Source organism: Gilliamella bombi (genome assembly GCF_900103255.1).
In the GTDB taxonomy this organism is placed as follows: Bacteria; Pseudomonadota; Gammaproteobacteria; order Enterobacterales; family Orbaceae; genus Gilliamella; species Gilliamella bombi.
Genome location: NZ_FMWS01000026.1, coordinates 1 through 25,099, shown reverse-complemented (window position 1 = coordinate 25,099; position 25,099 = coordinate 1). Strand labels below are relative to the sequence as shown.

The window sequence follows — 25,099 nt, the reverse complement described above, 5'->3', positions numbered from 1 at the left end:
GAGAAACATAAAGAAATGCGATTAAAGAAAGAGTTTATCCATTAATTTTCATGGACTGTTTATATATTAAACCTATTTAGAATAATGGATATTCAGTTTTGACAATTAATGCTATCGTTAAAATTAGTTAACAAGCACTATGTTTAACGGAAATTTAATCAAGGACAAGAAATTATTGAAATAATGTATTTAGATTGTATAAGCTCAATTTTTGAATTGAGCTTAATATTTTTAATTAATAAATTTAGACTAATTATATCTTCATTTTATCTTTTATCTGATATGGTTAAATTAGCAAAAAATCTACTTTATTTTGCTTTGAAAATATTTTCTTGAATTTTAGCATCAAGATTATTTATCCAACGATTATAATTTCGATGAACTCCGCCCTGACTATTTTTTAAATTATTGCTCACTGATACATAATTAATAGAGTAGCTCTTTGCAGAATAAGGTATATTCACTACAACTTCAAACTTACGGTTGAATAAACGCCCTCGAATAGTATTACTGTCAATAACATCCATCTTCCATGTACCAAATGCAGCTCGACCATTAGTAGCAGAAGCTAAAATAGCTTTTTTCACTTGATCTTTTGATAGTCCAGTTACTGGGGTGGTAATATTTTGGGGTTCTTGAAATTTACCAGAACATCCAATTAATAGCGAAAGTAATAATGCACCAACGATATATTTTAAAAACTTCATTGTTTACTCCTTTATTTTGTTTGTTTATTACTAATTAGCTTTTTACAGATTAACAGCGTATGACCATAACCTAAATTATCAATATCTTTTTCGACATAAAAACCAGCATTATTAAGGCAATTATAAAATACCTTAGAATGGTAAAAGCGACTATTTCCATTTGCTAAACATGTAAAATACAAAGAAGAAGCGTTTAAACTCAATGCTCCAGCTTCAAAATTTTGTCTATCCCAAAATAGATCCATAATACATACTATAGCATCATCTTTCATGCTACTGTGAATCAATTTTAAAATATGGGTGATTTGTTCAATACTAAAACAATCTAAAAACTGACTCATCCACCAAATATCTGCTTCATTTGGTAATATCTCTGCAGTCAATAAATTGACGGAATAGAAGTCAATGCGATCATCAAAACCTGCTTGCTTAATATTATTTTCGGCAACAGAAATCTGTTCGGGTAGATCTAATAATGTAACTTTGATATTGGGGTTGTGTTTAGTACAATAAATAGCCCATTTACCTGTATTACCACCAACATCATAAATGTGTTTGGGATTCAATTGGGTAATATGAGAAAAAGCAATTGGAAATGAATGATCAGAATAAAAATGATCAAATTCAAACCAACTTTCTTTAGCTTTTTTAGGCAATGACTGTAATGCTGGATATATTGTTTTCCAATTACCAAAGACTTTCAATCCTTCAGGTTTTCCAGACTCAAGCGAATCTTGTAGATAGAACATACTTTGATAACAAATATCTTGAGTAAAATTAAGATTAACTTCGGTCATTTTGTCATGTAATAAATAATGCCCTACTTTACCAAGAATATAGTGCCCATCATTTTTATAGATAACATGCATACTTAATCCAATATCCAACAAAAGCTCAATTGCGTAAGGGGATAAAGAAATTTGTTTTGCTATTTCGTCAAAACAAATGCCTCTTTTCCCTGCTTGATCTATGCAAGTTAAGATACCTTTGTTTTTCATACAAACTATTGCTTGAAAAAAGATAGGATAAAATGCTATTTTTTGTGCTTCTGTTATTGCGTCTAATGCGGTATAAATATCTTTATAATATCCATATCTTATATTTTCTTGTTCAGTCAATCTCTTGCCTTTTTAAATTTTTAATGTATTGTATCAGCACATTGCATACTTAAGTAAATTTATATTAAATAATATTACAAAATATTGTTAAGTAAAGAATTAATTAAAAATATTAACGAAATGAATTTTTCTTTTTCTATTGAAAATTGGTTTGCTTTATCTTCCGGATTATCTAGTAAAGATGATTGGTTTTTGTGGTCTCAACAATTAGAACACGATTGGAGTTTACCTCTACCTAAATCAAATAAACTGCCCATGATGCAAGTGCGCCGAATGAGTACATCATCACGCTTAGCTGTTGAGGTTGGTCTGGAACTTATAAACAATAATAGCGTTGATTTGGCTATCTTTACTAGTCGACATGGTGAATTAGAAAGAACTTATAAAATATTATCTGAACTTAATCAAAATAATGAGATTTCACCTACTGATTTTGCCCTATCAGTTCATAATACGACTGCAGGTTTACTAACAATTGTTGCAAATCAAACGGTTCCTATTACTTCGTTATCAGCACATAATGATAGTTTTCATCAAGGCTTGATAGAAGCTTTACCTTTATTAAATCAAAGCAACAAAAAAATACTATTAATAGATTTTGATGGCATCGTTCCCAAATTTTATCAAACGGGTATCAAACAGTTAGTTCCGATTTATGCTGTAGGATACATATTAACAAGTGGCAATGAATTTAGTTGTAAAAGTATAGAAAAAACATCAAAAGTTTATAAGTCAGATTATCCGCAATCTCTTGCTTTTTTGCATGCTTATTTGAATAAACAAAAACAATTTATAGTACAAGGAAACGTTCAAGATTGGCAATGGATAATAAATTTATAGAGAAAATAAACACCTATAATTTTAATCAATATTGGCGTTTATTAATTACTGCGCTAGGCTTTACGTTATTTGGATTATGTGGTTTTTTTATAATTTCACTATTATGGTTTAGTCTGTTAAGAATATTTATTTGGAACAAACATCAACGAAGCATTATTGCCCAAAAAAGTGTTTGTTTTAGTTTTAAAGTTTTTATATGGATAATAAAATCATTAGGGGTAATTAATTATCAATTCAATGGACTTGAGAAACTCAAACAAGACAAAAATTGTTTGGTTGTGGCAAATCACCCTTCTTTGCTTGATGTTGTACTTTTAGCATCAGTAATGCCTCGTTGTGACTGCTTAATTAAAGGTGAACTTATCAACAATATTTTTATCAGCCGCATCATAAAAACCGCGGGATACATTTTAAATGCCGAATCAGAAAAAATATTACCACAATGCAAACAAATATTGGCAAAAGGTGGGCGAATACTGATATTTCCCGAGGGGACAAGAAGTATACCAAACAAACCAATAAAATTACAAAGAGGTGCCGCTAATATAGCATTACGTTGCCAAGTGGATATTCGAGTCATTCATATAAAATGTGCTCCTCCTTTTCTTATAAAGGAACAGAAATGGTATGATATACCAATAAAAAAAGCTTGTTTTAATATTACTGTCGGAGAAAAAATTTCAATTGCTGATTTTATCAGCCCAAATACAACTGTTGCAGCAAGGCAATTAACACGGTATTTGACTTCAGTATTTAATGAAACTGAAATAAATTAAAACAGTCTCAATGTAAAAGGAAAACTAATGGAAAAACTACATAATGAAATAAAGACACTCATAATTGATGTACTAAATTTGGAAGCTATCACACCTGATGATATCGACTCTCAAGCCCCTTTATTTAATGATGGACTAGGGCTAGATTCTATTGATGCGTTAGAACTTGGTCTTGCTATTAAAAACAAATATGGGATCGTTTTATCTGCAGAAAGTGAAGAAACGAAAAAAGCATTTTACTCAATTCAATCATTAGCTGATTTTATCTCATCACAACAATAGGAGAGACATAGCATGGACAAACAACAGATTTTTGAACAAATTCAGTCTGCACTGGTGCAACTTTTTGAGTTATCAGCAAAAGATATTAAACCTGAGTCTAAACTCTTTGAAGAATTAGATTTAGATAGTATTGATGCTGTTGACTTGGTTGTACACCTTCAAAAAAAGATTGGTAAAAAAGTTGATCCCGAAACATTCAAGTCTGTTAGAACAGTACAAGATGTTGTTGAGGCAATTAATAACTTAGTGAATGCAAAAGAATGAAAATAAATAGAGTTAAGTTAATAATAAATATTGTGACAAATATTCTATTTGTCGGTTACCCATTTATTATTTACTTATCTTTATACTACAACTGGGTTAACCTAGCTATTTTTTATTTAGTTGTTTCTTTTGTTTTACGACTAGTCACTTTACCCAATTTATTTGCAAATATACGTTGGATGACGAAGCTTATTGCATGTATAGGCCTATTTTTGGCGTTGATGAGTTGGTTTTGTGCTAAATATCAAATACTCCTTTTTTATCCAGTATTAGTTAACTTCGTATTTTTCATCACATTTGGTTACACCTTATACCAACCACAATCTATGGTTGAAAAATTTGCTAGATTAAAACATGTAAATTTATCTGCAGAGGGTGTTTTATATACGCGAAAAGTAACCTTATATTGGTGTTTATTTTTTATTGTCAATGGAGCTATCGCTTTAACTACTTGCTTGATAAATAATATGTACTGGTGGACTTTATATAATGGTTTGATTAGCTATATTTTGATTGGTATATTTATGGGGGTTGAATGGTTAATACGTCAAAAAATACAACATTAATATCGCTATCAAAGCAACTATTACGACCAGAACATGAAATTGTAGCATTTAGAAATAACCAGCCGTTAACAATAGGTGATTTAAAAAAACAGGTTTTAAACATAAATAATGTATTAAATAACTATTCTAATATGCGTTGGGCATTATACATGCAAGATAGTTTTAATTTCATTGCAGGATTATTGGCGCTTTTCTATTCCGGTAAGCAACCAATATTAATCAACCCTCACCATAAAGAAATGAAACATCACTATGATGGTCTATTAATTGATGATATTAAATTTACTAATCAATATTTCTCAAGCAAACAAATTATCGATATCAATAAAATTGATATAAATAATATAATTACAGAAAAGCAATTAATAGAATCTGGATTTAAACACCAAACATTAACACTGTTTACTTCAGGCTCAACTGGAATGCCAAAACCGATTGAAAAATCGGTTTCTCAGCTTGAATTAGAGATTGGTGTACTTGAAGCGGGTTGGGGAAAATTTGAAAATAACCTATTTATTGCATCGGTTTCCCATGAACATATGTATGGTTTAACATTTAAGATAATGTTACCTCTTAGCTGTAAAATTCCATTCATTTGTGAACCTATACTTTATCAAGAGCAGCTAACTACTTATAGTCATAAAAAAATTATTTATATTACAACACCATCAATAATCAAAAATTTGGATGACAAATTGCCAACAATAAATTGTGATAAAATAATCTCATCTGGCGGCAAGCTTACATATGAAGAAGCACTATTATGTGGAAAAAGCTATGGCGTATTACCTGATGAAATATACGGCTCAAGCGAAACGGGCATTATAGCAACTCGGCAACAAACACAAGCAGACACACCTTGGAAACTGTTTCCATCAATGCATATCGAATGCAAAAAATCAAAGCCGCCTTTATTATTTTCACCTTTACTAACTCAACCTGAACAATTAAACGATGAAATCAAGGTAGTGGATGAAAGCCATTTTCATTTAAACGGGCGAATAGATAAGATTATAAAAATATCTGAAAACAGAGTATCGCTAGTATTCATTGAAAAACAGCTTAATCAACTTGATGAGGTGGCACAAGCTATTGTCATTCCGCTAGAACAAAATAATCGAACAATACTCGGTGCAGTTATTGAATTATCTTCCTTATACAAACAGTCATTAAAACAGTATAATCATTTCGAATTAACACAATATTTTCGACTTTTATTGAAAGATACATTATCATTAGTTGAAACGCCCAAAAAATGGCGATTTATTGATTCTTTACCTAAAAACTCTCAAGGGAAATGTACTTATATTGATTTAAAAAAATTATTTGATACACAACAAAAACAATGAAAAAAAAGTTTGCAAAGGAAAATATAATTAATATTAGCAACACCTCCGCTGATATTGAACTAACAATCTCATCTGATCTTTTTTGGTTTGAAGGTCATTTTAAATCCCAACCCTTATTACCGGGAGTTGTTCAACTTAACTGGGTGCTTCATTACACACAAAAATATATTGATGATTCATTACACTTGTTATCTATCGATGTAATCAAATTTCAATGCCCTGTAATTCCCGAAGATCGCCTTACTTTACATTTAAAATGGCATGAAAAGATTAAAAAACTAGAATTCATCTATACCTTCATCACACCAAACAATAGCAATAAAATAGCAAGTACAGGAAAACTTACTTTATGTCATTAATACAATCGTCTTTACTTGCTAACTATTGTTTTGTTATTCCATCTTACAATCACAGCGAAACTTTACCTACGGTTCTAAAAAATATTGAATCTTATAATTTGAAATGCATTTTAATTAATGATGGTAGTTCTAAAGATGCAAAACAAAAGTTAGAACAAGTTTCAGCGTTATATCCATGGGTAACACTATTACACTTACCAACTAATCAGGGCAAAGGCACTGCAGTTATGACAGGCCTTGAATATGCGTTTAATCAAGGTTTCACGCATGCCATACAAATAGATGCTGACGGGCAACATGATAGCCAATTTGTTAAACAATTATTAAAACAGTCACAACTTAACCCTGATGCATTAATATCCGGCAATCCTGTCTATGACAATTCTGTACCTAAACATCGATTAATCGCTAGATATATAACGCATTTTTGGGTATGGATTGAAACTTTATCTTTTTCAATTCAAGATAGTATGTGTGGTTTTCGTATATACCCACTACAGCAAACTGTTGGTCTCACAAAGCGGTGTAAAATAGGTAAAAGAATGGATTTTGATACAGATATAATGGTGAGACTATACTGGCAAGGTACACCATCTATTTTTGTACCGACGCATGTAACTTACCCTAAAGATGGCGTATCACATTTTCACACCTTCAAAGATAATGTTCGAATATCATGGATGCATACTCGTTTATTTTTTGGAATGATTCCGCGCATTCCTTTATTACTTAAAAGAAATAAATATAAAGCTAAAGGTCAAAAACATTGGTCTCAAATACCGGAAAGAAAAGGGCTATTAGGCATCAAATTTATTCTAAAACTTTACCAGATTTTTGGTAGAAAATTTGCTAAATTAGTTATGTTTCCAATTATTACGTATTTTTGGTTAACTGGAAAAACTCAACGCCAAGCATCAAAATCCTATTTAGAAAAAATTAAAAACTATTATGACCAGATCCCTTATGTTGAAAAAAATCAGCTTACCTCATTTCGGCATTTCCAACGATTTGGAGAATCACTACTCGATAAAATAGCAAGTTGGCAAGGTGACATTAAACTCAATCAACTTTATTTTTCTAACAATCAAGAATGCTTAGATATTATTTCTGATAAGCGAGGTATTATTTTAATTTGCTCACATCTTGGTGATATAGAAATGTGTAGAGCACTAGCCGAGTTATCACATAATATAAAAATCAATGCGCTTGTTTTCAAAAAAAATGCTATGCGTTTTCAGCAAGTGTTACAGGAAGTAAATCAAGCATCCGCAATTAATTTGGTCCAAGTAGACACTTTAGGTCCAGATACAGCTATTTTACTCAAAGAAAAACTAGATAATGGCGAATGGGTGGCTATTGTTGGTGATCGAACATCAAGCAATCCACATCAAAGAACATCGGATAACTCAATTAGTTGGGCTAATTTCTTAGGTGATCTTGCTCCTTTTCCGAAAGGTTCTTTTATTTTATCTGCTGCTTTAGGTTTTCCTGTTTATTTAATTTGGGGGCTAAAACCTAATGGACGCTTTCAAGTCTACTTTGAGCATTTTTCAGATAAAATTTTGCTGCCAAGACAAAATCGACAAGATGAACTGAACAAAATAATACAAGAGTATGCAAAAAGATTAGAACATTATTGCCTCATTTCTCCACTAGATTGGTTTAACTTTTACGATTTTTGGAGATTTAGTCCACCAACACCAAATAACCTAAATAAAGATTCAGATAAAAATGAAAAATAATTTTAAACGTAGCTCTACTATTGAATATACCACTTCATTTCATGATACCGATGCAATGGGTGTAGTTTGGCATGGCAACTATCTAAAATTTTTTGAAAAAGCTAGAGAAGCTTTATTCCAAAAATTCAATTATGGTTACAAAGAGATGATTGAATCAGGTTACCTTTGGCCTATTGTTGATGCTCGAGTAAAATATATCGCACCAACAATTGCTGAACAGACTTTACAGATTATTGCAACTTTAGAAGAATTTGAACATCGTATAAAAATTAATTACACAATAAAAGATAGTTTAACAGGAAAAAAAACAACATCTGGCTATACAATTCAAGTAGCGATATCGGCATCAAACAAAGAAATGAGTTTTGTTACACCGCCAATTTTTTTAGAACGCTTTGGATTATAAAAATGAAGAAATACTTAATTACTATAATTAGCGTAGTAATGATGATGTGCTTTTCCACATCAATCTACGCCATTACACTTGAAGATTTACAACAACAATTTAGTAAACATAAAACCATTCATGCTGATTTTATACAAGAACGTTACATAAATGGTTTATCCGCCCCACTACATTCATCAGGAAAAATGATTATTTCTCAAGATTTAGGATTATGGTGGCAACAACTAACGCCATTTATTATGACGCTAAAAATGAATCAACAGCGAATGGAACAAAGTGTAGACGGACAACAACCTCAAATAATTACAGCAGAAAACCAACCTCAACTGTTCCAGTTTAATCATTTATTGACTGCAATATTTACTGCTGATAAACAATTGCTAGAAAATAATTTTGAGATAATTCTATCAGAACAAAATCAACAATGGACACTTATACTTACGCCTAAAATTGCTCCATTAAATAAAATTTTCAAACAAATAACACTACACGGCAACACATATCTACAAACTATCGCCATAGATGATAAACAAGATGATAAAACTATAATTACATTTAAAAACCACAAAACAACAAAATTAACACAACATGAACAATTGCTATTCAAATAAAATAATAAAACTTAAACATAAAGCAATTTTATGGGGCATTACTGTCATTTGCTTACTGGTTGTTGCATGTCAGCTTATTTCTAACAGTAAATTCAACAGTAGTGTTTTATCCTTACTACCTAAGGAACAAACTAACCATGTTCCAATTGAAATTATTAATGGTTTCCAAGATAGACTCGATAAGCAACTTGTCTGGTTAATTAAACCAGCTAACTCCAATAATTTAGAAGCGGTAAACTGGTGGTATCAACAGTTACAAAAAAATCCCAATTTTATTCAAGTTAATGGGCATTTTGATGAACAATTTCAACAAAATTGGGGACAATTTGCTTACAAATATCGTTATCAGCTAATAGATGTAAATACAACTGAAAGGCTAGAAACACATAAACAATTTGCTTGGGTTCAAAGCCAAATATACTCACCATTTAGTGGTGTTAGTGCAACAGAGCTAAATAAAGATCCATTACTCCTCACCCGTGCCTCACAGTTGAGCCGACTTAGTAATACGGGGAATCTAACCATTCAAAATAATTGGTTAACAGGTAAAGATAAGCAAGGTAATGTATGGTACATGATTTATGCTCAACTGAATGGTTCTTCATTTGATCTAAACCAATCACACAAAATCGTTACCGAGTTGGAAACATTGACTGAACAGTTAAAAACAAATTACCCCGGAACAGAAATATTAAAACGAGGTGTACTCTTCTATAGTGATAATGCAAGTATTGAAGCTAAAAAAGATATTTCGAGAATAGGAAGCCTTTCCATTATTGGTATTATTGTACTAATAATTGCTGTATTTCGTTCTATCACTCCTATTCTTCTTTCATTATTATCAATTTTAATTGGAATTGTTTGTGGATTAGTCGCAGTATTAATGATATTTGGCGAGATTCATGTAATGACATTAGTAATGAGTACAAGCGTTATTGGAATAACCATTGATTATTCATTACATTATTTAACTGAACGATTACTTAATGGTAATAATGAATCGCCGTATGCCAGTTTAAAAAAATTAATATCAACCTTAACTATTGCATTGTGCACCAGTTTTATTGCTTACCTAGTTTTACTAATTGCACCATTTCCAGGATTAAAACAGTTATCTATTTTTGCTGTTTTTGGCTTAATTGGAGCCTTTTTAACTGTTACATGTTGGTATCCTTTTTTAGTAAAAAATTTACCTGTTCGACAAAATATCGGCCATCGCTTCTCCACTTTTTGGCTTAAGCTATGGGAAAATAAAAAAATGCAATGGATAACTTTATCTATTGCTATAGTATTTATTGGTTATGGTTTTAATAATTTAAAGGTTGATGATGATATCAGTAAGTTACAAGTTTTACCTGCCGATCTCCAAAAAGAGGAGCAAGATATAATAAACATAACTCACCAATCCTCAGATCAAAAATGGTTTATCGTATTTGGTGATACAGCAGAACAAACATTACAGCGACTAGAATCTTTTTTACCAAAATTAGAACAAGCAAAACAGCATGGTATTTTTCAACAATATCAGACTATTAATTTACCTTCAATAAAAAAACAGCAATATAATATTGCTTTAATAAACAAATTAGCTCCCGAAGTTGTGTCTTCACTTCAACAAATTGGTGTTAATGTTAAAATACCGAACATTGAAGATTCAAACGATTTTATTACACCTGAAATGTGGCTGAAAAGCGAAATTAGTCAAGGACAAAATTTGCTATGGTTATCACTACCAAATGGTAAAAGTGCAACATTAATTCCTATTGGAAATGTTAATCAATTAAGCGACATCAGTGCATTATCGCAAGTAGATAATGGCATCCATTGGCTCGATCGCCACACTGAATTTAATACCATGTTTACCAACTATAGAATCCACTTGTCTCAGTTAATTGCTAGTGCAGTAATTATCATATGTATCTGCTTTATCTTTTACAATCGCAAATATGGAGTAATTATAGCGCTAAAAAGCACGCTACCGACTTTACTATCAATAGGAGTTGCACTATCTGTGCATGGCATTATTCGCCAACCATTGAATCTATTTTCTATGCTAGCCCTCATTCTTGTCATTGGTATTGGTATCGATTATAGTCTCTTTTTAGGTAATCATAAAAGCCAAACTAATAGTGCATTATTGGCAGTTACAATGGCTGCGCTAACGACATTACTATCCTTTGGACTACTGATAATTAGCAATACGAATGCCATAATGGGTTTTGGAATTGTGTTGACGAGTGGAATTTTCACCGCTTTTATATTTGCTCCATTAGCTATAAAACAGACAAATATTACTTAAAAAATTTATAAAAATTAAAAATAGGAATATAAGATGAAAAAATATTTAGTTTTAACCATGATGATGTTAGTCATTTTTGTTACTAGTTGCGCTAGTAAAACACAATCTCAAGCATGGTTAACTAAAGAAGTTAAAATTAATCTTCCAGTAATAAATACAAAACAAAATTATCATGATCAGCAGCTGTTAAAATTTAAATATAAAAATCTGGAAAACTCAATTATTGCCATAGTTGATATTAGCAACAACCAATTAAAGGTGATTGGTCTTTCTGCTCTAGGTATCAGGCTCTTTGAAATTGATTATGATGGCAAGCTAGTAAAAACAAAACACAATATATTTGTTAAAGAACTACCTGCTCCCGAACAAGTTCTATCTGATATTATGTTGAGTATTTTACCCACTCAAGATTGGCTGACCGTACTACCTGCTGGCTGGCAAATCGTTAATAACGAGCTACATAGAACATTGCTCAATAACAAACAAGAAACCATAATAGATATAACCTATGCAGAACAACCATCAACTAAGATAAGAAAACCAATTCAAATTGAACATCATATATTTGGTTATAAAATTGCAATTCAAAGTATGGATACAAAATAAATGGTTTATATTACAGCTATAGGAGCAATCAATAGTTTAGGTAATTCTCTAAATGAAATTAGACAGAATTTAACTAAGCAGTATTGTGCACCACACTGTTTAATTGAAGAAAATAATTGGTTGCTAAACAATAAAAAAACTTGGGTAGGTAAAGTGAAAGCTGATTTACCCAAAATTCCTACACGTTTATCACAATATTCAACACGAAATAACCAATTATTATATGGAGCTTACTTACAAATTCAATCCGATATTGATAATGCTATTTTACGTTATGGGGATAAACGAATAGCAATTATTATGGGGACTAGCACCTCAGGCATTCATGAAGGAGATGTCAATTTAAAACATTACTTACAAACGAATATCCATTTACCTACTTTTTCTTATAATCAGCAAGAATTAGGTGATCCATCGTGTTTTTTAACGGCGTTGCTTGGTTTAAAAGGCCCTAGTTACACAATATCAACTGCCTGCACATCTAGTGCTAAAGCTATTATTAGTGGTAAAAGATTAATTGAATCAGGAATCGTTGATGCAGCAATTGTTGGTGGAGCTGATAGCCTGAGCCGAATGCCAATTAATGGATTTAATGCACTTGAATCACTTTCTGCAAATCCATGTATGCCCTTTGCACAAAACCGAAATGGAATAAACATCGGCGAAGCAAGCGCTGTATTTTTACTTACCAAAGAAGAAACAAGTAATATGGTTATTTTGGGCACTGGGGAATCATCTGATGCTCATCATATTTCATCACCCCATCCAGAAGGATTAGGCGCTCAAAAAGCAATGCAAGCGGCTTTAGATAATGCAAGATTAACGACCAATGACATTGGTTATATCAACCTTCATGGAACAGCAACTATATTGAATGATCTTGCCGAAAGTAAAGCTGTTTATCGCTTATTCAATCAAAATTTACCGCCATGTAGCTCAACTAAACATTTAACTGGCCATACTTTAGGTAGTGCTGCAGCGACAGAATTAGCCATTAGCACATTATTGCTTGATCAAAATATTTATTTACCACAACAGGATTTTTCGGTCTCACCATTTGATGAAAATCTTGATAAAATCAATATTGTTACAAAGCGTATGACATTAAATACTCCAATTATAATGTCAAATTCTTTTGCATTTGGTGGTAACAATGCATCTCTTATTATTGGAAAAATATAATGCAATATTACCCAGCGAATTATTATTTACCTCATGAAGAACCAATGGTAATGGTAGAAAAAGTTCATTTAATTAATGATGAACAATGCATTTGTAGTGTTCAAGTTAATAAAAATGGTATTTTGGCACCTTTTTTAAATAATAATAATGAATTACCCAATTTATATGCCATTGAATTAATGGCTCAAACCATCGGCGTATGGAATGGTTACCATGGTATTATTAATAATAAAAAACCACAATTAGGTATGTTACTAGGTGGAAGATCAATAAAAACATTATTACCGAGCTTTCCTCACTACAGCCATTTAGTTATCCATACAAACTTAGTTCTTCTTGATAGCAAACTAGCTAATTTTGATTGTCAAATAAAGATCGACGAACAATGTGTCGTTTCAGGAAAGCTCAATGTCTATGAGCCTGATCAAACTGAATTAGCTCATTTATTCGGTCAAAATCGATTAGGAGAATAAAAGAAATGAAACGAACAATTCTGGTAACAGGTGCAAGCAAAGGAATTGGTAAAGCTATTGCCTGTAAACTTTCGCAAGATGGTTTTGCCATTGCTGTTCACTACAATAATGATAAGCAAGGGGCAATTGAAACAAAAAATTATATTGAACAATTTGGAGGCACAGCTCGATTAATACAATTCGATGTAAGTAATCGCATACAGTGTCAACAAAATATTGAAGCTGATATCGAACTTTATGGCGCATATTATGGTGTTGTAAATAATGCTGGTATCATTCGTGATGGAGCTTTTCCTGCTTTAACTGAAGATGATTGGAACAATGTCATTCATACTGATCTTGACAGTTTTTATAATGTTCTGCACCCTTGTATTATGCCAATGATAGGACTTCGTAGCGGTGGGCGAATTATTAGTATAACGTCAGTTTCTGGTTTGGTTGGTAATCGTGGACAAGTTAATTATAGTGCTGCAAAAGCAGGGATAATTGGAGCAAGTAAAGCTCTAGCGCTTGAGCTTGCTAAACGCAAGATCACAGTAAATTGTATTGCGCCAGGCTTAATTGATACCGGTATTTTAGATATGGAACCTATTGCATTACAAGAGGCAATGAGAATAATACCATTAAAACGCATGGGACAAGTGGACGAAGTAGCAGGGTTAGCAAGTTATTTGATGTCTGATATAGCAGGATATATAACACGCCAAGTAATTTCAATCAACGGAGGGATGGTATGACTAAAAGGGTTGTCATAACTGGAATGGGTGGCGTTACTGCATTTGGTAATGACTGGATAAGCATACAAGAAAAGTTAAAAAAACTAGAAAACGCAGTGAGATATATGCCCGAGTGGGAAATCTACGATGGATTGCATACAAAATTAGGCGCACCTATTGATAATTTTACTATCCCAGAGCATTATACCCGAAAAAAAATACGCTCCATGGGAAGAGTATCTTTATTATCTACAAAAGCAACAGAAATAGCACTCGAAAAATCAGGTTTACTTGATGACCCAATCATTACAAATGGTAAAACAGGAATTGCATTTGGTTCTTCAACTGGTAGTACACAACCCGTCGCTTCATTTGCAACAATGCTAAATGAAAAACATACTAATAATATTACTGCTACAACTTATGTACAAATGATGCCGCATACTACTGTTGTCAATACTGGTTTATTCTTTGGATTAAAAGGAAGAGTTATTACAACTTCTAGCGCTTGTACATCAGGTAGCCAAGCTATTGGTTATGCTTATGAAGCGATTAAATATGGTATGCAAACAGCAATGGTAGCTGGTGGTGCAGAAGAGTTATGTCCTTCAGAAGCAGCAGTTTTTGACACCTTATTTGCTACCAGTCAAAAGAATGATAATCCCAAAAGTTCTCCTCGCCCATTTGACAAAGATCGTGACGGTTTAGTGATTGGTGAAGGAGCTGGTGCTTTAATTCTTGAAGAATACGAGCATGCAAAAGCGCGAGGAGCAAAAATATATGGTGAAATAGTCGGTTTTATGACAAATTGTGATGCGAGCCATATTACTCAACCACGTAAAGAAACAATGAAACTATGTATCGAGCAAGCATTAAAAAAAGCTAATTTATCACCAGCTGATATTGGTTACATCAGTGCTCATGGTACAGCTACCGATCGTGGTGATATTGCTGAAAGTAATGCAACTTCTGAAATATTTGGTAATCAAACACCTATCTCATCGTTAAAAAGTTATTTCGGCCATACTCTTGGAGCATGTGGAGCATTAGAAGCTTGGTTAACACTTGAAATGATGCACTCAGGTTGGTTCAATCCAACAATTAATCTAAATAATATTGATCCAGCATGTGGTGACCTTGACTATATAATGGGAACTGGTCGAAATTTAGATATTGAGTATTTTCAAACCAACAATTTTGCATTTGGTGGGATAAATACTTCAATTATCATCAAACGATTTTAATCTAACCAACACCACAACGATAAACGGGAGCTAATTATAATTATCAGTATAATTAGCTCCAACAAATCAATTAAAAAATTGACGTTAATCACAAAAAGGGCTATTACAGCCCGTTTTCTTGTCTGAAAAACAATCTTTCTACACTTTTCATCACGTTCTTCGAAATTCTTTCCGATAGCTTTTGCCTACGTTGATAGCAGACTGAGATAATTTTATGTGTTTCTAAGTGAGATAAAATAAAGTCATCACTTGTACTGATTTCGTCAACTAAGCCTTTATTTTTAGCTTGTGTTGCAAACCAGTGTTCGCCCGTTGCAACTTGTTCGATATCGACATTTGGGCGATACTCTTTAACAAAGTCTTTAAATAAAAGATGAGTTTCTTCTAATTCTTGTTTGAATTTTTGACGTCCTTCTTCGGTATTTTCACCAAACATCGTCAATGTACGCTTATACGCACCTGCCGTTTGTAATTCAATATCTACATCATGTTTTTTGAGTAAGCGGTTAAAATTAGGGATCTGCGCAACCACACCAATTGAACCCACAATTGCAAATGGTGCAGCCACAATTTTGTTAGCGGTACAAGCCATCATATATCCCCCACTTGCCGCAACTTTATCAACCACTACAGTGAAAGGTATATCACGTTGTCTAAACCGTAATAATTGCGATGCAGCAAGACCATAACCGTGAACCACGCCACCTGGACTTTCAAGCTTAATGACAACTTTATCTTCAGGCTTAATAACAGCTAATACAGCAGTGATTTCTTGGCGTAATTCTTCAACTTCGTGTGCATCCATGCTACCATTGAAAGATAATACAAATAATTTAGGTTTAACTTGTTGGTTTGTATTACTTTCTACTGGTTTCGCTACATTATCTGAATCTGCCGAAGTTTGTTCGGCAGATTTTTCTTGATTTTTAGCTTGTTTCTTTTTTTGTTTAGCTGCTAATTTCGCTTGCTTTCTCTCATTTTTTTTCTGTTTTTTAAGATCTTTCATAAACAGCTTAGCTTCTAACTCGTCCATGCTTGACATTAACATGTCGTCTTTAACTTGTTCATATTCTTGGCTAATATCTTTAACCGATAACCGCCCTGCCACCGTTGCTGATTTACGGCGTTGGCTTAATATAAAAACAAGTACAGCTAAAATTGCTATAACAACTGTTGCTGTTTCAGCTAAAAAAAGTGAATACTCAGAAAACCAATTCATTTAATTATTATCCTTTAATGAAATATATGTTGATTGAATAGATTTAGTAATTATAACAAGATAATTGCGAATTGTGCCGAAAAACGATAAAGATAAAATTGTCGCTTTATTCGGCAAATCAAATTATTTATACTGATAACCCAAATTACTGTTAGATGAGAATTAATATGCCATTACATCCAATTACCGAAATAGCTAAACAATGCAACATTCCAGAAGAATTTGTCCTGCCTTACGGCAAGCATGTGGCAAAAGTTGATCTATCCATTCTTAAAACCAAACCAAACAAACCTAACGGTAAATTGGTATTAGTTACTGCTATCACGCCGACGCCACTTGGTGAGGGTAAAACAGTTAATACTATCGGGCTAAGTGAGGGCTTAAATTATATTGGTAAGTCCGCAATCGCTTGTATCCGTCAACCAAGTTTAGGTCCTGTATTTGGTGTTAAAGGTGGTGCTGCTGGCGGTGGTAAGGCCGAGGTTTTGCCAATGGAAACATTAAATCTACACTTAACTGGTGACATTCATGCCATTACTGCCGCACATGATTTAGCTTCTGCTGCTTTAGATTCAAGGCTTTATCATGAAGAACGTTTAGGTGATGAATTTACTGCACAAACAGGTTTACCGCGTTTAAACATTGATGTAAATCGCATTGTGTGGAAGCGAGTGATAGATCATAACGATCGTGCGCTTCGTAAAATAACTGTCGGTGTTGGTGGTGGCGTTAATGGTGTTACACGCCAAGATGGATTTGAAATTACCGCAGCGTCAGAACTCATGGCAATTTTAGCCTTAGCTTCAGATTTACATGATATGCGTGCTCGTATTGGTCGTATTATTCTTGCTTATAATACGCAAGGCGAAGCCATTACCGCAGAACAACTTGAAGTTGCTGGCGCCATGACTGTGTTACTTAAAAATGCGATTAATCCAAACCTAATGCAAACTGTTGAAAATACACCGGTACTTATTCATGCTGGGCCTTTTGCTAATATTGCTCATGGTAACTCATCTGTCATTGCCGATCGCATTGCTTTACAACTTGCTGATTATGTCGTGACTGAAGCGGGCTTTGGTTCGGATATGGGTATGGAAAAATTCTTTAATATCAAATATCGCCAAGCTGGCATTAAAGCTTCATGTGTAGTGCTTGTTGCAACAGTTCGTAGTTTAAAATCTAACAGTGGTAAATATAATATTAAACCAGGGCAAGCAATTCCAAAAGAAATTTCTGAGTCAAACGTTGAATTACTTAAAATTGGTGCTGCCAATTTAGCATGGCATATCAACAATGCCAAAAGCTATGGGTTACAAGTAATTGTCGCTATTAATCGCTTTCCACATGACAGTGAAGAAGAATTAGCGTTTTTACAAAAATATGCGATTGAACATGGCGCATTTGCCTGTGAAGTGAGTGAAGTCTTCACTCAAGGCGGTAAAGGCGCTGAAAAATTAGCAAAACATGTTATTAAGGCATGTGACATGCCAAGTGAAATCAAATTGCCTTATCCTGATAATATGCCACTCGCAGATAAGATTCAAACCATGGTAAAAAAATATGGTGCTAACAAAGCTAATTTATCAGCCACTGCACTGGAAAACATCAAAGAGATCGAAGAATTAAAACTGGATCATTTGCCACTTTGTATTGCTAAAACACCAATGTCAATTAGTGCCGATGCTAACTTAAAAAATGTACCAACTAATTTTGACGTTGATATCAGCCATTTAGCTATTTCAGCAGGGGCTGGCTTTATTCGTGTTTACGCTGGAAATGTGATGACCATGCCAGGGCTTGGTACTAATCCTGCTTATAGGCATATTGATATTGACAAGGATGGTAATATTGTAGGTTTAAGTTAATGCAAGAAGTAATTATGCAAACCCAAGAACAATATAAAGCATTTATTGACGAAGAAAACTGTATTGGTTGTGGCAAATGCATTCGTGTTTGCCCAACCGATGCTATAGTGGGCAGTAAGCAAGTGCTGCACACAATTTTGCCACAGTTATGTACCTCGTGCAGTAATTGTATTAATACCTGTCCAACAGACTGTATTACATTAAGCACTTTAGGCACTGTATTAAGTGAATCAGAAGAGTTAGCGCTAACTGAGAAAAAGCAACAGCGATTAAATCACAACCAATTGGTGCCACCAACAATTTTGTTTCCTCGTGTCACACCGATGGCAAACAAAACTAGCACATCGATCGACCGGAAACAGTCTATCGCCGATGCCATTGCTAGAGTAAAAGCCAAAAAAAACCTCGCTAAATAGCGAGGTTTTCATATTACGATAGAACTAATATTAATTAGTCTTTGTTACCACTTCTAAATGCACGTTTTCGGTCATTTTCCGTCAAATGACGTTTACGAAGACGGATTGATAACGGTGTTACTTCAACTAATTCATCATCGTCAATAAACTCTAACGCTTGTTCCAATGACATTTTAATTGGTGGTGAAAGTGTTGTTGCTTCGTCGGTACCTGATGCTCGCATATTAGTCAATTTTTTACCCGTTAAACAGTTAACAGTTAAATCGTTTGAACGAGTATGTATACCAATGATTTGCCCTTCATATACTTCAGCACCATGGCCTAGGAATAACTTACCACGATCTTGTAAACCATATAACGCATAAGCCAATGCTTTACCTGTACCGTTAGAAATCATTACGCCATTATTACGCTGACCAATTTCGCCTGGGCGAATATCATCATAATGACTAAATGTAGAATAAAGTAAACCTGTACCTGAAGTCATAGTCATAAATTCAGTTCTGAAACCGATAAGTCCACGACTTGGAATGACATAATCTAAACGCACACGACCTTTACCATCTGGTAACATGTTGGTTAGATCACCTTTGCGTAAACCAAGAGCTTCCATTACTGAACCTTGATGTTGTTCTTCAATATCAAGGGTAACTTGCTCGAATGGCTCTTGTTTTTTACCGTCAATTTCTCTAAAAATAACTTTAGGACGAGAGACTCCTAACTCATAACCCTCGCGGCGCATATTTTCAATGAGTACTGATAAATGCAATTCACCACGACCTGATACTCTAAACGCATCTGGATCTGGAGTTTCTTCAACGCGCAACGCAACATTATGTACAAGCTCTTTATTTAAACGCTCAAGAATTTGTCGAGATGTTACATATTTACCTTCTTTACCAGCAAATGGTGAGCTATTAACATTAAAGAACATAGTTACTGTTGGTTCATCAACAGTTAATGCCGGCAGAGCTTCAACGCAACTGTTATCACAAATCGTGTCAGAGATACCGAGTTCACCAAGACCAGTTAATGCAATAATATCACCAGCTTCGGCAACTTCAGCTTCATAACGTTGCAGCCCTAAATGACCTAGCACTTGCCCTACTTTACCTGTACGTTTGTTACCTTCACTATCAACTATAGTCACTTGTTGATTTGGTTTAACACGACCACGTTTAATACGACCAATACCAATAACGCCAACATAATTATTATAATCAAGTTGAGAAATTTGCATTTGGAATGGACCATCTAAATCCACTTTTGGTGGTTCAACATGTTTAACAATCGCTTCAAATAGTGGCGTCATATCTTCAGCCATATTTTCATGATCTAAGCCCGCAATACCCATTAATGCAGAAGCATAAACAATAGGGAAATCTAGCTGTTCATCAGTAGCGCCTAAATTAACAAACAGATCAAACACTTGGTCAACCACCCAATCAGGGCGAGCTCCTGGTCGGTCTACTTTATTGATAACCACAATCGGTTTTAAACCATAAGCAAATGCTTTTTGCGTTACAAAACGTGTTTGAGGCATTGGTCCATCCATTGCATCAACGAGCAATAATACAGAATCAACCATAGACATAACACGTTCAACTTCACCACCAAAATCAGCATGTCCTGGGGTATCAACAATATTAATTCGGTAACCATTCCAATCAATAGCGGTATTTTTAGCTAAAATGGTAATACCACGCTCTTTTTCAAGCGCATTTGAATCCATTATGCGTTCGTTATCGTCACCACGTAGATTATCTAGCGTACCTGACTGTTTTAATAACTTATCAACCAATGTTGTTTTACCATGGTCAACGTGAGCAATAATGGCAATATTTCTTAAATTTTCAATCACAATTAAAATTCCAATTAGGAGACAGATTCTATAGGCGCAGTATTGTACACCTTTTTAGCCGAAATGTTGATCTATATCACAAAGTTTCTTTAAAAGAAGTTGAACACTTGATATCTTTAGAAAAATATCAATTTATTTGTAAAAAAGTTTCAGGTAACTATACGTTTAAGTATAAAACTGTTTGGCAAATTCATCTACCTTTGCCCAATCTGTATATTCAATAACCGGTTTTGTTACATCAGTGTCACCTTTCCCTAACCACATAATAAAGCGGATCATATTGCGATCAAACCAGTTATATTGAGGATAATACAGCGCTCCAGCAAATACAGCAGTAAAAGTGGGTTTCCACGCTATTTTGGCTAGAAATTTTTTAGTATATAAATTGGTTTCTGGTGTATTTTTGTTGGGCTTTCTTGCCACCATATTTACCCCCAAAAATCCAGACTTCATACTATTTAACTGCTGATAATTCTTATTTATAAACTTTTTCATTAATTTGCTATAAAATCCATAGCGAATGGAACTTCCCAATAAGGCTGCTTGGTATTGCGTCAGATCAATTTTAGTATCAGGTAACAGTTCAATAACATCACAATCACATCGACCATTAAGTTGTGTTTTTATGCGTTGCATAATTTTAAATGTCTGTTTTTCGTGTGTGGTATAGAGTAATAAAACTTTTATAGCGGAATTCATAACTTGCTGCCTCTTTTGTTAAACTCTTTGGTAAATATCAATTTTACTTTTTTTATGATAAAAATTAAAAGATTGGGGATGATTTCATTAAAAATTTTGATTATAGTGTTACGCTAATTCAACCAGATCGGAACCAATTATGGCAATTTCACCACCAAAGCTAAGTGCAATTATTTTGGCGGCAGGAAAAGGCACACGGATGCATTCCAACCTACCTAAAGTTTTACATAAAATTGGCGCCAAGCCGATGTTACAACATGTGATTGATACAGTTCAACAACTTAATACAAATCGCATCAATATTGTTTATGGACATGGCAAACAACAGCTTAAAGATGCGCTTAAAGATCAACCTGTTCAACTGGTATATCAAGCCGAACAATTAGGTACTGGTCATGCTGTGCAACAAGCTATCCCTTACATTCAAGATGACGAAGATATCTTAATTTTATATGGCGACACTCCCCTTATATCGGCTCAAACACTACAAACTTTAATTGCTAGTAAACCCCAGCAAGGTATTGCTTTATTAACTGTTATTCTTGAAGATCCAACAGGTTATGGTCGAATCGAACGCAAAAATGGCAAAGTTATTGCTATTGTTGAACAAAAAGATGCCACACCAGAGCAACAAAAAATCAACGAAATTAACACTGGCATAATGCTAGTTAACGGAAAATTATTGAAAAGTTGGTTATTACGTTTAACCAATAATAATGCGCAAAAAGAGTTCTATTTAACCGATATTATTGCTTTTGCTTACCAAGATGGTTATGAAATCTTAACCTCGCACCCAGTTCAACAATTTGAAGTTGAAGGTGTTAATAATCGCCTACAATTGGCAATGTTAGAAAGACAATATCAACACCTGCAAGCTCAAAATTTATTACTAGCTGGTGTAACACTGCTTGATCCAAATCGCTTTGACTTACGAGGCACACTATCGCATGGTAAAGATGTTACGATTGATTGTAATGTAATTATTGAAGGAAATGTCAAACTAGGCAATAACGTATTTATTGGTGCAGGCTGTGTCTTAAAAAATTGCTCAATTGATGACAATTCAACAATCAGTCCGTATAGCATTATTGAAGATTCAACTATCGCTAAACAGTGCACTATCGGACCTTTCGCCCGTCTACGACCTGGTTCACAGCTTGACGAACAAGCCCATGTTGGCAACTTTGTTGAATTAAAAAAAGCACATCTAGGCCAAGCAAGCAAAGCCGGACACTTAAGCTATCTTGGCGATAGCGAAATTGGTAGTAACGTCAACATAGGTGCAGGCACCATCACCTGTAATTATGACGGTGCAAATAAATTTAAAACTATTATTGAAGATGATGTGTTTGTCGGTTCTGATACGCAATTAATTGCACCTGTAAAAGTGGGTAAAGGGGCAACTATTGCAGCAGGGACAACGGTTACCAATAATGTGAATGAGAACGAATTGGTCGTAAGCCGAGTAAAACAAAAACAACTTGCTGGTTGGAAACGACCAACAAAGTTAACTAACGAGGAATAAGATATGTGTGGTATTGTGGGTGCTATCGCCAAACGTGATGTTGCTGAAATATTATTAGAAGGTTTAAAACGATTAGAATATCGTGGTTATGACTCGGCAGGACTGGCAATTATTTCACCACAAGGTGAATTAAAACGCGTTCGTCGTGTTGGCAAAGTACAAGCACTTAAAGATGCCATTGAACAGCATCCACTAGAAGGATCTACAGGAATTGCTCATACTCGCTGGGCAACTCATGGTGAACCAGCTGAACACAATGCTCATCCACATGTATCTGGCTTTATTGCCGTTGTGCATAATGGAATTATCGAAAATTTTGAGCCACTGCGTGAAAAGCTGATCGCCAAAGGTTATCAATTTCGTTCAGAAACGGATACTGAAGTTATTGCTCACTTAATTCATAACATTATATCAACAGAAGATTGTTCCTTATTTGACGCTGTACAAAAAGCTATTCCGCAACTACGAGGGGCTTACGGTACAGTCATTATGGACACTCGCAATCCAGATATACTGGTTGCGGCACGTTCAGGCAGTCCTTTAGTTATAGGTTGTGGCGTAGGAGAGAACTTTATCGCATCCGATCAATTAGCACTATTACCCGTCACTCGCCAATTCATCTATTTGGAAGAAGGTGATATCGCACTTATCACTCACCGAAAAGTAACAATCTTAGACAAAAATCATCAAAAAGTAGCAAGACCATGTTTAGAATCTGATGCAAAGTATGATGCGGGTAGTAAAGCAGGCTACAGCCATTACATGCAAAAAGAGATCTACGAACAACCTAATGCAATAAAAAATACGCTTGAAGGCCGCATGGTACATGGTAAAGTTGATTTGTCCGAACTTGGTGATGAAGCCAAAGCCATCCTTAAACAGGTTGAGCATGTTCAAATTGTTGCCTGTGGTACTGCTTATAATGCAGGTATGGTTGCACGTTATTGGTTTGAAGCTTTAGCAGGAATTCCTTGTGATGTCGAGATTGCATCAGAATTCCGTTATCGAAATCCAGCTCGTCGCAAAAATAGCTTATTTATCACCCTTTCACAATCTGGTGAAACGGCTGACACACTCGCTGCATTGCGATTAGCCAAAGAAAATAATTACCTAAGCACCCTTGCTATCTGTAATGTGGCAGCCTCAACACTCGTGCGCGAAGCAGATTTAGTTCTATTAACCAAGGCGGGGGTTGAAATCGGTGTTGCGTCAACTAAAGCCTTTACCACACAATTAACGGTTTTATTGCTACTAGTTGCTAAATTAGGACGCATAAATAATATGGCTGAAAGTACTGAGCAGGCTATTGTGCATGCACTACAAGTCCTACCAAACCGCATTGAACAGGTGCTCACAGCAGAACCTCAAATAAAAAAACTAGCTAGTCATTTTGTGGATAAACATCATGCGCTATTCTTAGGTCGAGGTGATGAGTATCCAATCGCTATGGAAGCTTCGCTAAAGCTCAAAGAAATATCTTATATTCACGCTGAAGCCTATGCTGCTGGTGAACTCAAACATGGTCCACTTGCATTAATTGATGCTGATATGCCAGTGATTGTTATGGCACCAACCAACGAAATGCTAGAAAAATTAAAATCTAATATAGAAGAAGTTCGAGCGCGTGGCGGTCAATTGTATGTTTTTGCCCAAGAAGATTCGGAATTTGTTAGTGATGACACCATGCACATTATAAACCTACCCCATATTGAAGAGCTTACTGCACCAATATATTACACAGTACCTACACAACTACTTGCGTATCATGTTGCTTTGATCAAAGGAACCGATGTCGATCAGCCTCGTAATTTAGCAAAATCGGTAACGGTAGAATAGATACGCAAACAACTTACTATTTTTATTTAACTGTGTTGTTATACTTATAGTGTAAATATTTTGTAAATACACCAAATTTAGTACACAACTCACGTAGAAAATCATGCTGCTTGTTTTAGTGTTTTATACTCAATC

25 protein-coding genes are annotated in these 25,099 nt (G+C 34.3%); 20 read left to right on the top strand and 5 right to left on the bottom strand.

What is annotated here, in order from left to right; genetic code table 11:
* Positions 1-308 precede the first annotated feature (308 nt).
* Both B9N71_RS06140 and B9N71_RS06135 read right to left on the bottom strand, forming a co-directional pair.
* Complete coding sequence (locus tag B9N71_RS06140; protein WP_065574784.1) at positions 309-707, bottom strand: hypothetical protein; 399 nt, start codon at positions 705-707, stop codon at positions 309-311.
* A gap of 11 nt (positions 708-718) precedes the next feature.
* On the bottom strand, positions 719-1,807 hold the full coding sequence (locus B9N71_RS06135) for a methyltransferase (RefSeq protein WP_085164849.1): 1,089 nt from the start codon (positions 1,805-1,807) through the stop codon (positions 719-721).
* A gap of 138 nt (positions 1,808-1,945) precedes the next feature.
* Between B9N71_RS06135 and B9N71_RS06130 the strand changes: the two genes are divergently transcribed.
* From B9N71_RS06130 to B9N71_RS06055, 16 genes are read left to right on the top strand one after another with little or no spacing between them, the layout of a single operon-like run.
* Positions 1,946-2,665: a beta-ketoacyl synthase chain length factor gene (locus tag B9N71_RS06130; RefSeq protein WP_065574808.1), complete on the top strand. Its 720-nt coding sequence runs from the start codon at positions 1,946-1,948 to the stop codon at positions 2,663-2,665.
* Positions 2,647-3,441 (top strand): lysophospholipid acyltransferase family protein, encoded by a 795-nt coding sequence (locus B9N71_RS06125; RefSeq protein ID WP_065590083.1) that lies wholly within the window; start codon positions 2,647-2,649, stop codon positions 3,439-3,441. The genes B9N71_RS06130 and B9N71_RS06125 overlap by 19 nt, the downstream gene beginning before the upstream one ends.
* 27 nt (positions 3,442-3,468) lie before the next feature.
* The gene (locus B9N71_RS06120) at positions 3,469-3,723 is read left to right on the top strand and encodes a phosphopantetheine-binding protein (RefSeq protein ID WP_065574786.1); all 255 of its coding nucleotides are present in this window, start codon (positions 3,469-3,471) and stop codon (positions 3,721-3,723) included.
* A gap of 12 nt (positions 3,724-3,735) precedes the next feature.
* Positions 3,736-3,987 carry an acyl carrier protein gene (locus B9N71_RS06115; RefSeq protein ID WP_065590082.1) on the top strand — a complete coding sequence of 84 codons (252 nt, stop codon included), beginning with the start codon at positions 3,736-3,738 and terminating at the stop codon, positions 3,985-3,987.
* Positions 3,984-4,553 carry a COG4648 family protein gene (locus B9N71_RS06110; RefSeq protein ID WP_065590081.1) on the top strand — a complete coding sequence of 190 codons (570 nt, stop codon included), beginning with the start codon at positions 3,984-3,986 and terminating at the stop codon, positions 4,551-4,553. The genes B9N71_RS06115 and B9N71_RS06110 overlap by 4 nt, the downstream gene beginning before the upstream one ends.
* Positions 4,523-5,902 carry an AMP-binding protein gene (locus B9N71_RS06105; RefSeq protein ID WP_065590080.1) on the top strand — a complete coding sequence of 460 codons (1,380 nt, stop codon included), beginning with the start codon at positions 4,523-4,525 and terminating at the stop codon, positions 5,900-5,902. Before B9N71_RS06110 ends, B9N71_RS06105 begins: the two co-directional genes overlap by 31 nt.
* Positions 5,899-6,261: an ApeI family dehydratase gene (locus B9N71_RS06100; protein WP_065574790.1), complete on the top strand. Its 363-nt coding sequence runs from the start codon at positions 5,899-5,901 to the stop codon at positions 6,259-6,261. Before B9N71_RS06105 ends, B9N71_RS06100 begins: the two co-directional genes overlap by 4 nt.
* Positions 6,252-8,003, top strand: coding sequence for a glycosyltransferase family 2 protein (locus tag B9N71_RS06095; protein WP_085164841.1), 1,752 nt, complete (start codon positions 6,252-6,254; stop codon positions 8,001-8,003). Before B9N71_RS06100 ends, B9N71_RS06095 begins: the two co-directional genes overlap by 10 nt.
* A complete protein-coding gene (locus B9N71_RS06090) occupies positions 7,993-8,409 on the top strand; it encodes an acyl-CoA thioesterase (protein ID WP_085164839.1) in 417 nt (138 codons plus the stop codon). Before B9N71_RS06095 ends, B9N71_RS06090 begins: the two co-directional genes overlap by 11 nt.
* A 2-nt stretch (positions 8,410-8,411) precedes the next feature.
* On the top strand, positions 8,412-9,020 hold the full coding sequence (locus B9N71_RS06085; RefSeq protein ID WP_065574793.1) for an outer membrane lipoprotein carrier protein LolA: 609 nt from the start codon (positions 8,412-8,414) through the stop codon (positions 9,018-9,020).
* The gene (locus tag B9N71_RS06080; RefSeq protein ID WP_085164836.1) at positions 8,998-11,319 is read left to right on the top strand and encodes an MMPL family transporter; all 2,322 of its coding nucleotides are present in this window, start codon (positions 8,998-9,000) and stop codon (positions 11,317-11,319) included. Before B9N71_RS06085 ends, B9N71_RS06080 begins: the two co-directional genes overlap by 23 nt.
* A gap of 33 nt (positions 11,320-11,352) precedes the next feature.
* Positions 11,353-11,925 carry a DUF3261 domain-containing protein gene (locus B9N71_RS06075; RefSeq protein ID WP_085164835.1) on the top strand — a complete coding sequence of 191 codons (573 nt, stop codon included), beginning with the start codon at positions 11,353-11,355 and terminating at the stop codon, positions 11,923-11,925.
* The gene (locus tag B9N71_RS06070; RefSeq protein WP_085164833.1) at positions 11,926-13,107 is read left to right on the top strand and encodes a beta-ketoacyl-[acyl-carrier-protein] synthase family protein; all 1,182 of its coding nucleotides are present in this window, start codon (positions 11,926-11,928) and stop codon (positions 13,105-13,107) included.
* On the top strand, positions 13,107-13,580 hold the full coding sequence (locus tag B9N71_RS06065) for a hotdog family protein (protein ID WP_085164831.1): 474 nt from the start codon (positions 13,107-13,109) through the stop codon (positions 13,578-13,580). The genes B9N71_RS06070 and B9N71_RS06065 overlap by 1 nt, the downstream gene beginning before the upstream one ends.
* Positions 13,581-13,585: 5 nt before the next feature.
* Entirely contained in the window at positions 13,586-14,317 is a 732-nt protein-coding gene (locus tag B9N71_RS06060; protein ID WP_065574798.1) for a 3-ketoacyl-ACP reductase FabG2, read from the top strand.
* Positions 14,314-15,540 (top strand): beta-ketoacyl-ACP synthase, encoded by a 1,227-nt coding sequence (locus tag B9N71_RS06055; RefSeq protein ID WP_065590071.1) that lies wholly within the window; start codon positions 14,314-14,316, stop codon positions 15,538-15,540. The genes B9N71_RS06060 and B9N71_RS06055 overlap by 4 nt, the downstream gene beginning before the upstream one ends.
* Before the next feature lie 103 nt (positions 15,541-15,643).
* On the opposite strand, the gene sohB is transcribed toward B9N71_RS06055, so the two are convergent.
* A complete protein-coding gene (sohB, locus tag B9N71_RS06050; protein WP_085164829.1) occupies positions 15,644-16,759 on the bottom strand; it encodes a protease SohB in 1,116 nt (371 codons plus the stop codon).
* A gap of 167 nt (positions 16,760-16,926) precedes the next feature.
* Here sohB and B9N71_RS06045 point away from each other — a divergent pair, with 167 nt between their 5' ends.
* The gene (locus B9N71_RS06045; protein WP_202983948.1) at positions 16,927-18,627 is read left to right on the top strand and encodes a formate--tetrahydrofolate ligase; all 1,701 of its coding nucleotides are present in this window, start codon (positions 16,927-16,929) and stop codon (positions 18,625-18,627) included.
* On the top strand, positions 18,627-19,043 hold the full coding sequence (locus B9N71_RS06040; protein ID WP_085164825.1) for an RnfABCDGE type electron transport complex subunit B: 417 nt from the start codon (positions 18,627-18,629) through the stop codon (positions 19,041-19,043). Before B9N71_RS06045 ends, B9N71_RS06040 begins: the two co-directional genes overlap by 1 nt.
* A 34-nt stretch (positions 19,044-19,077) precedes the next feature.
* Here B9N71_RS06040 and typA read toward each other — a convergent pair whose 3' ends face one another.
* Together typA and hemG are read right to left on the bottom strand one after the other, a co-directional pair.
* Positions 19,078-20,904 carry a ribosome-dependent GTPase TypA gene (typA, locus tag B9N71_RS06035; protein WP_065561705.1) on the bottom strand — a complete coding sequence of 609 codons (1,827 nt, stop codon included), beginning with the start codon at positions 20,902-20,904 and terminating at the stop codon, positions 19,078-19,080.
* Between the two features lie 165 nt (positions 20,905-21,069).
* Positions 21,070-21,603, bottom strand: coding sequence for a menaquinone-dependent protoporphyrinogen IX dehydrogenase (gene hemG, locus B9N71_RS06030; RefSeq protein WP_085164823.1), 534 nt, complete (start codon positions 21,601-21,603; stop codon positions 21,070-21,072).
* A gap of 139 nt (positions 21,604-21,742) precedes the next feature.
* On the opposite strand from hemG, the gene glmU reads away from it, so the two are divergent.
* The gene (glmU, locus tag B9N71_RS12790) at positions 21,743-23,128 is read left to right on the top strand and encodes a bifunctional UDP-N-acetylglucosamine diphosphorylase/glucosamine-1-phosphate N-acetyltransferase GlmU (protein WP_143422062.1); all 1,386 of its coding nucleotides are present in this window, start codon (positions 21,743-21,745) and stop codon (positions 23,126-23,128) included.
* Positions 23,129-23,131: 3 nt separating this feature from the next.
* The gene (glmS, locus tag B9N71_RS12785; RefSeq protein WP_143422061.1) at positions 23,132-24,964 is read left to right on the top strand and encodes a glutamine--fructose-6-phosphate transaminase (isomerizing); all 1,833 of its coding nucleotides are present in this window, start codon (positions 23,132-23,134) and stop codon (positions 24,962-24,964) included.
* The last annotated feature ends 135 nt before the right edge of the window (positions 24,965-25,099 follow it).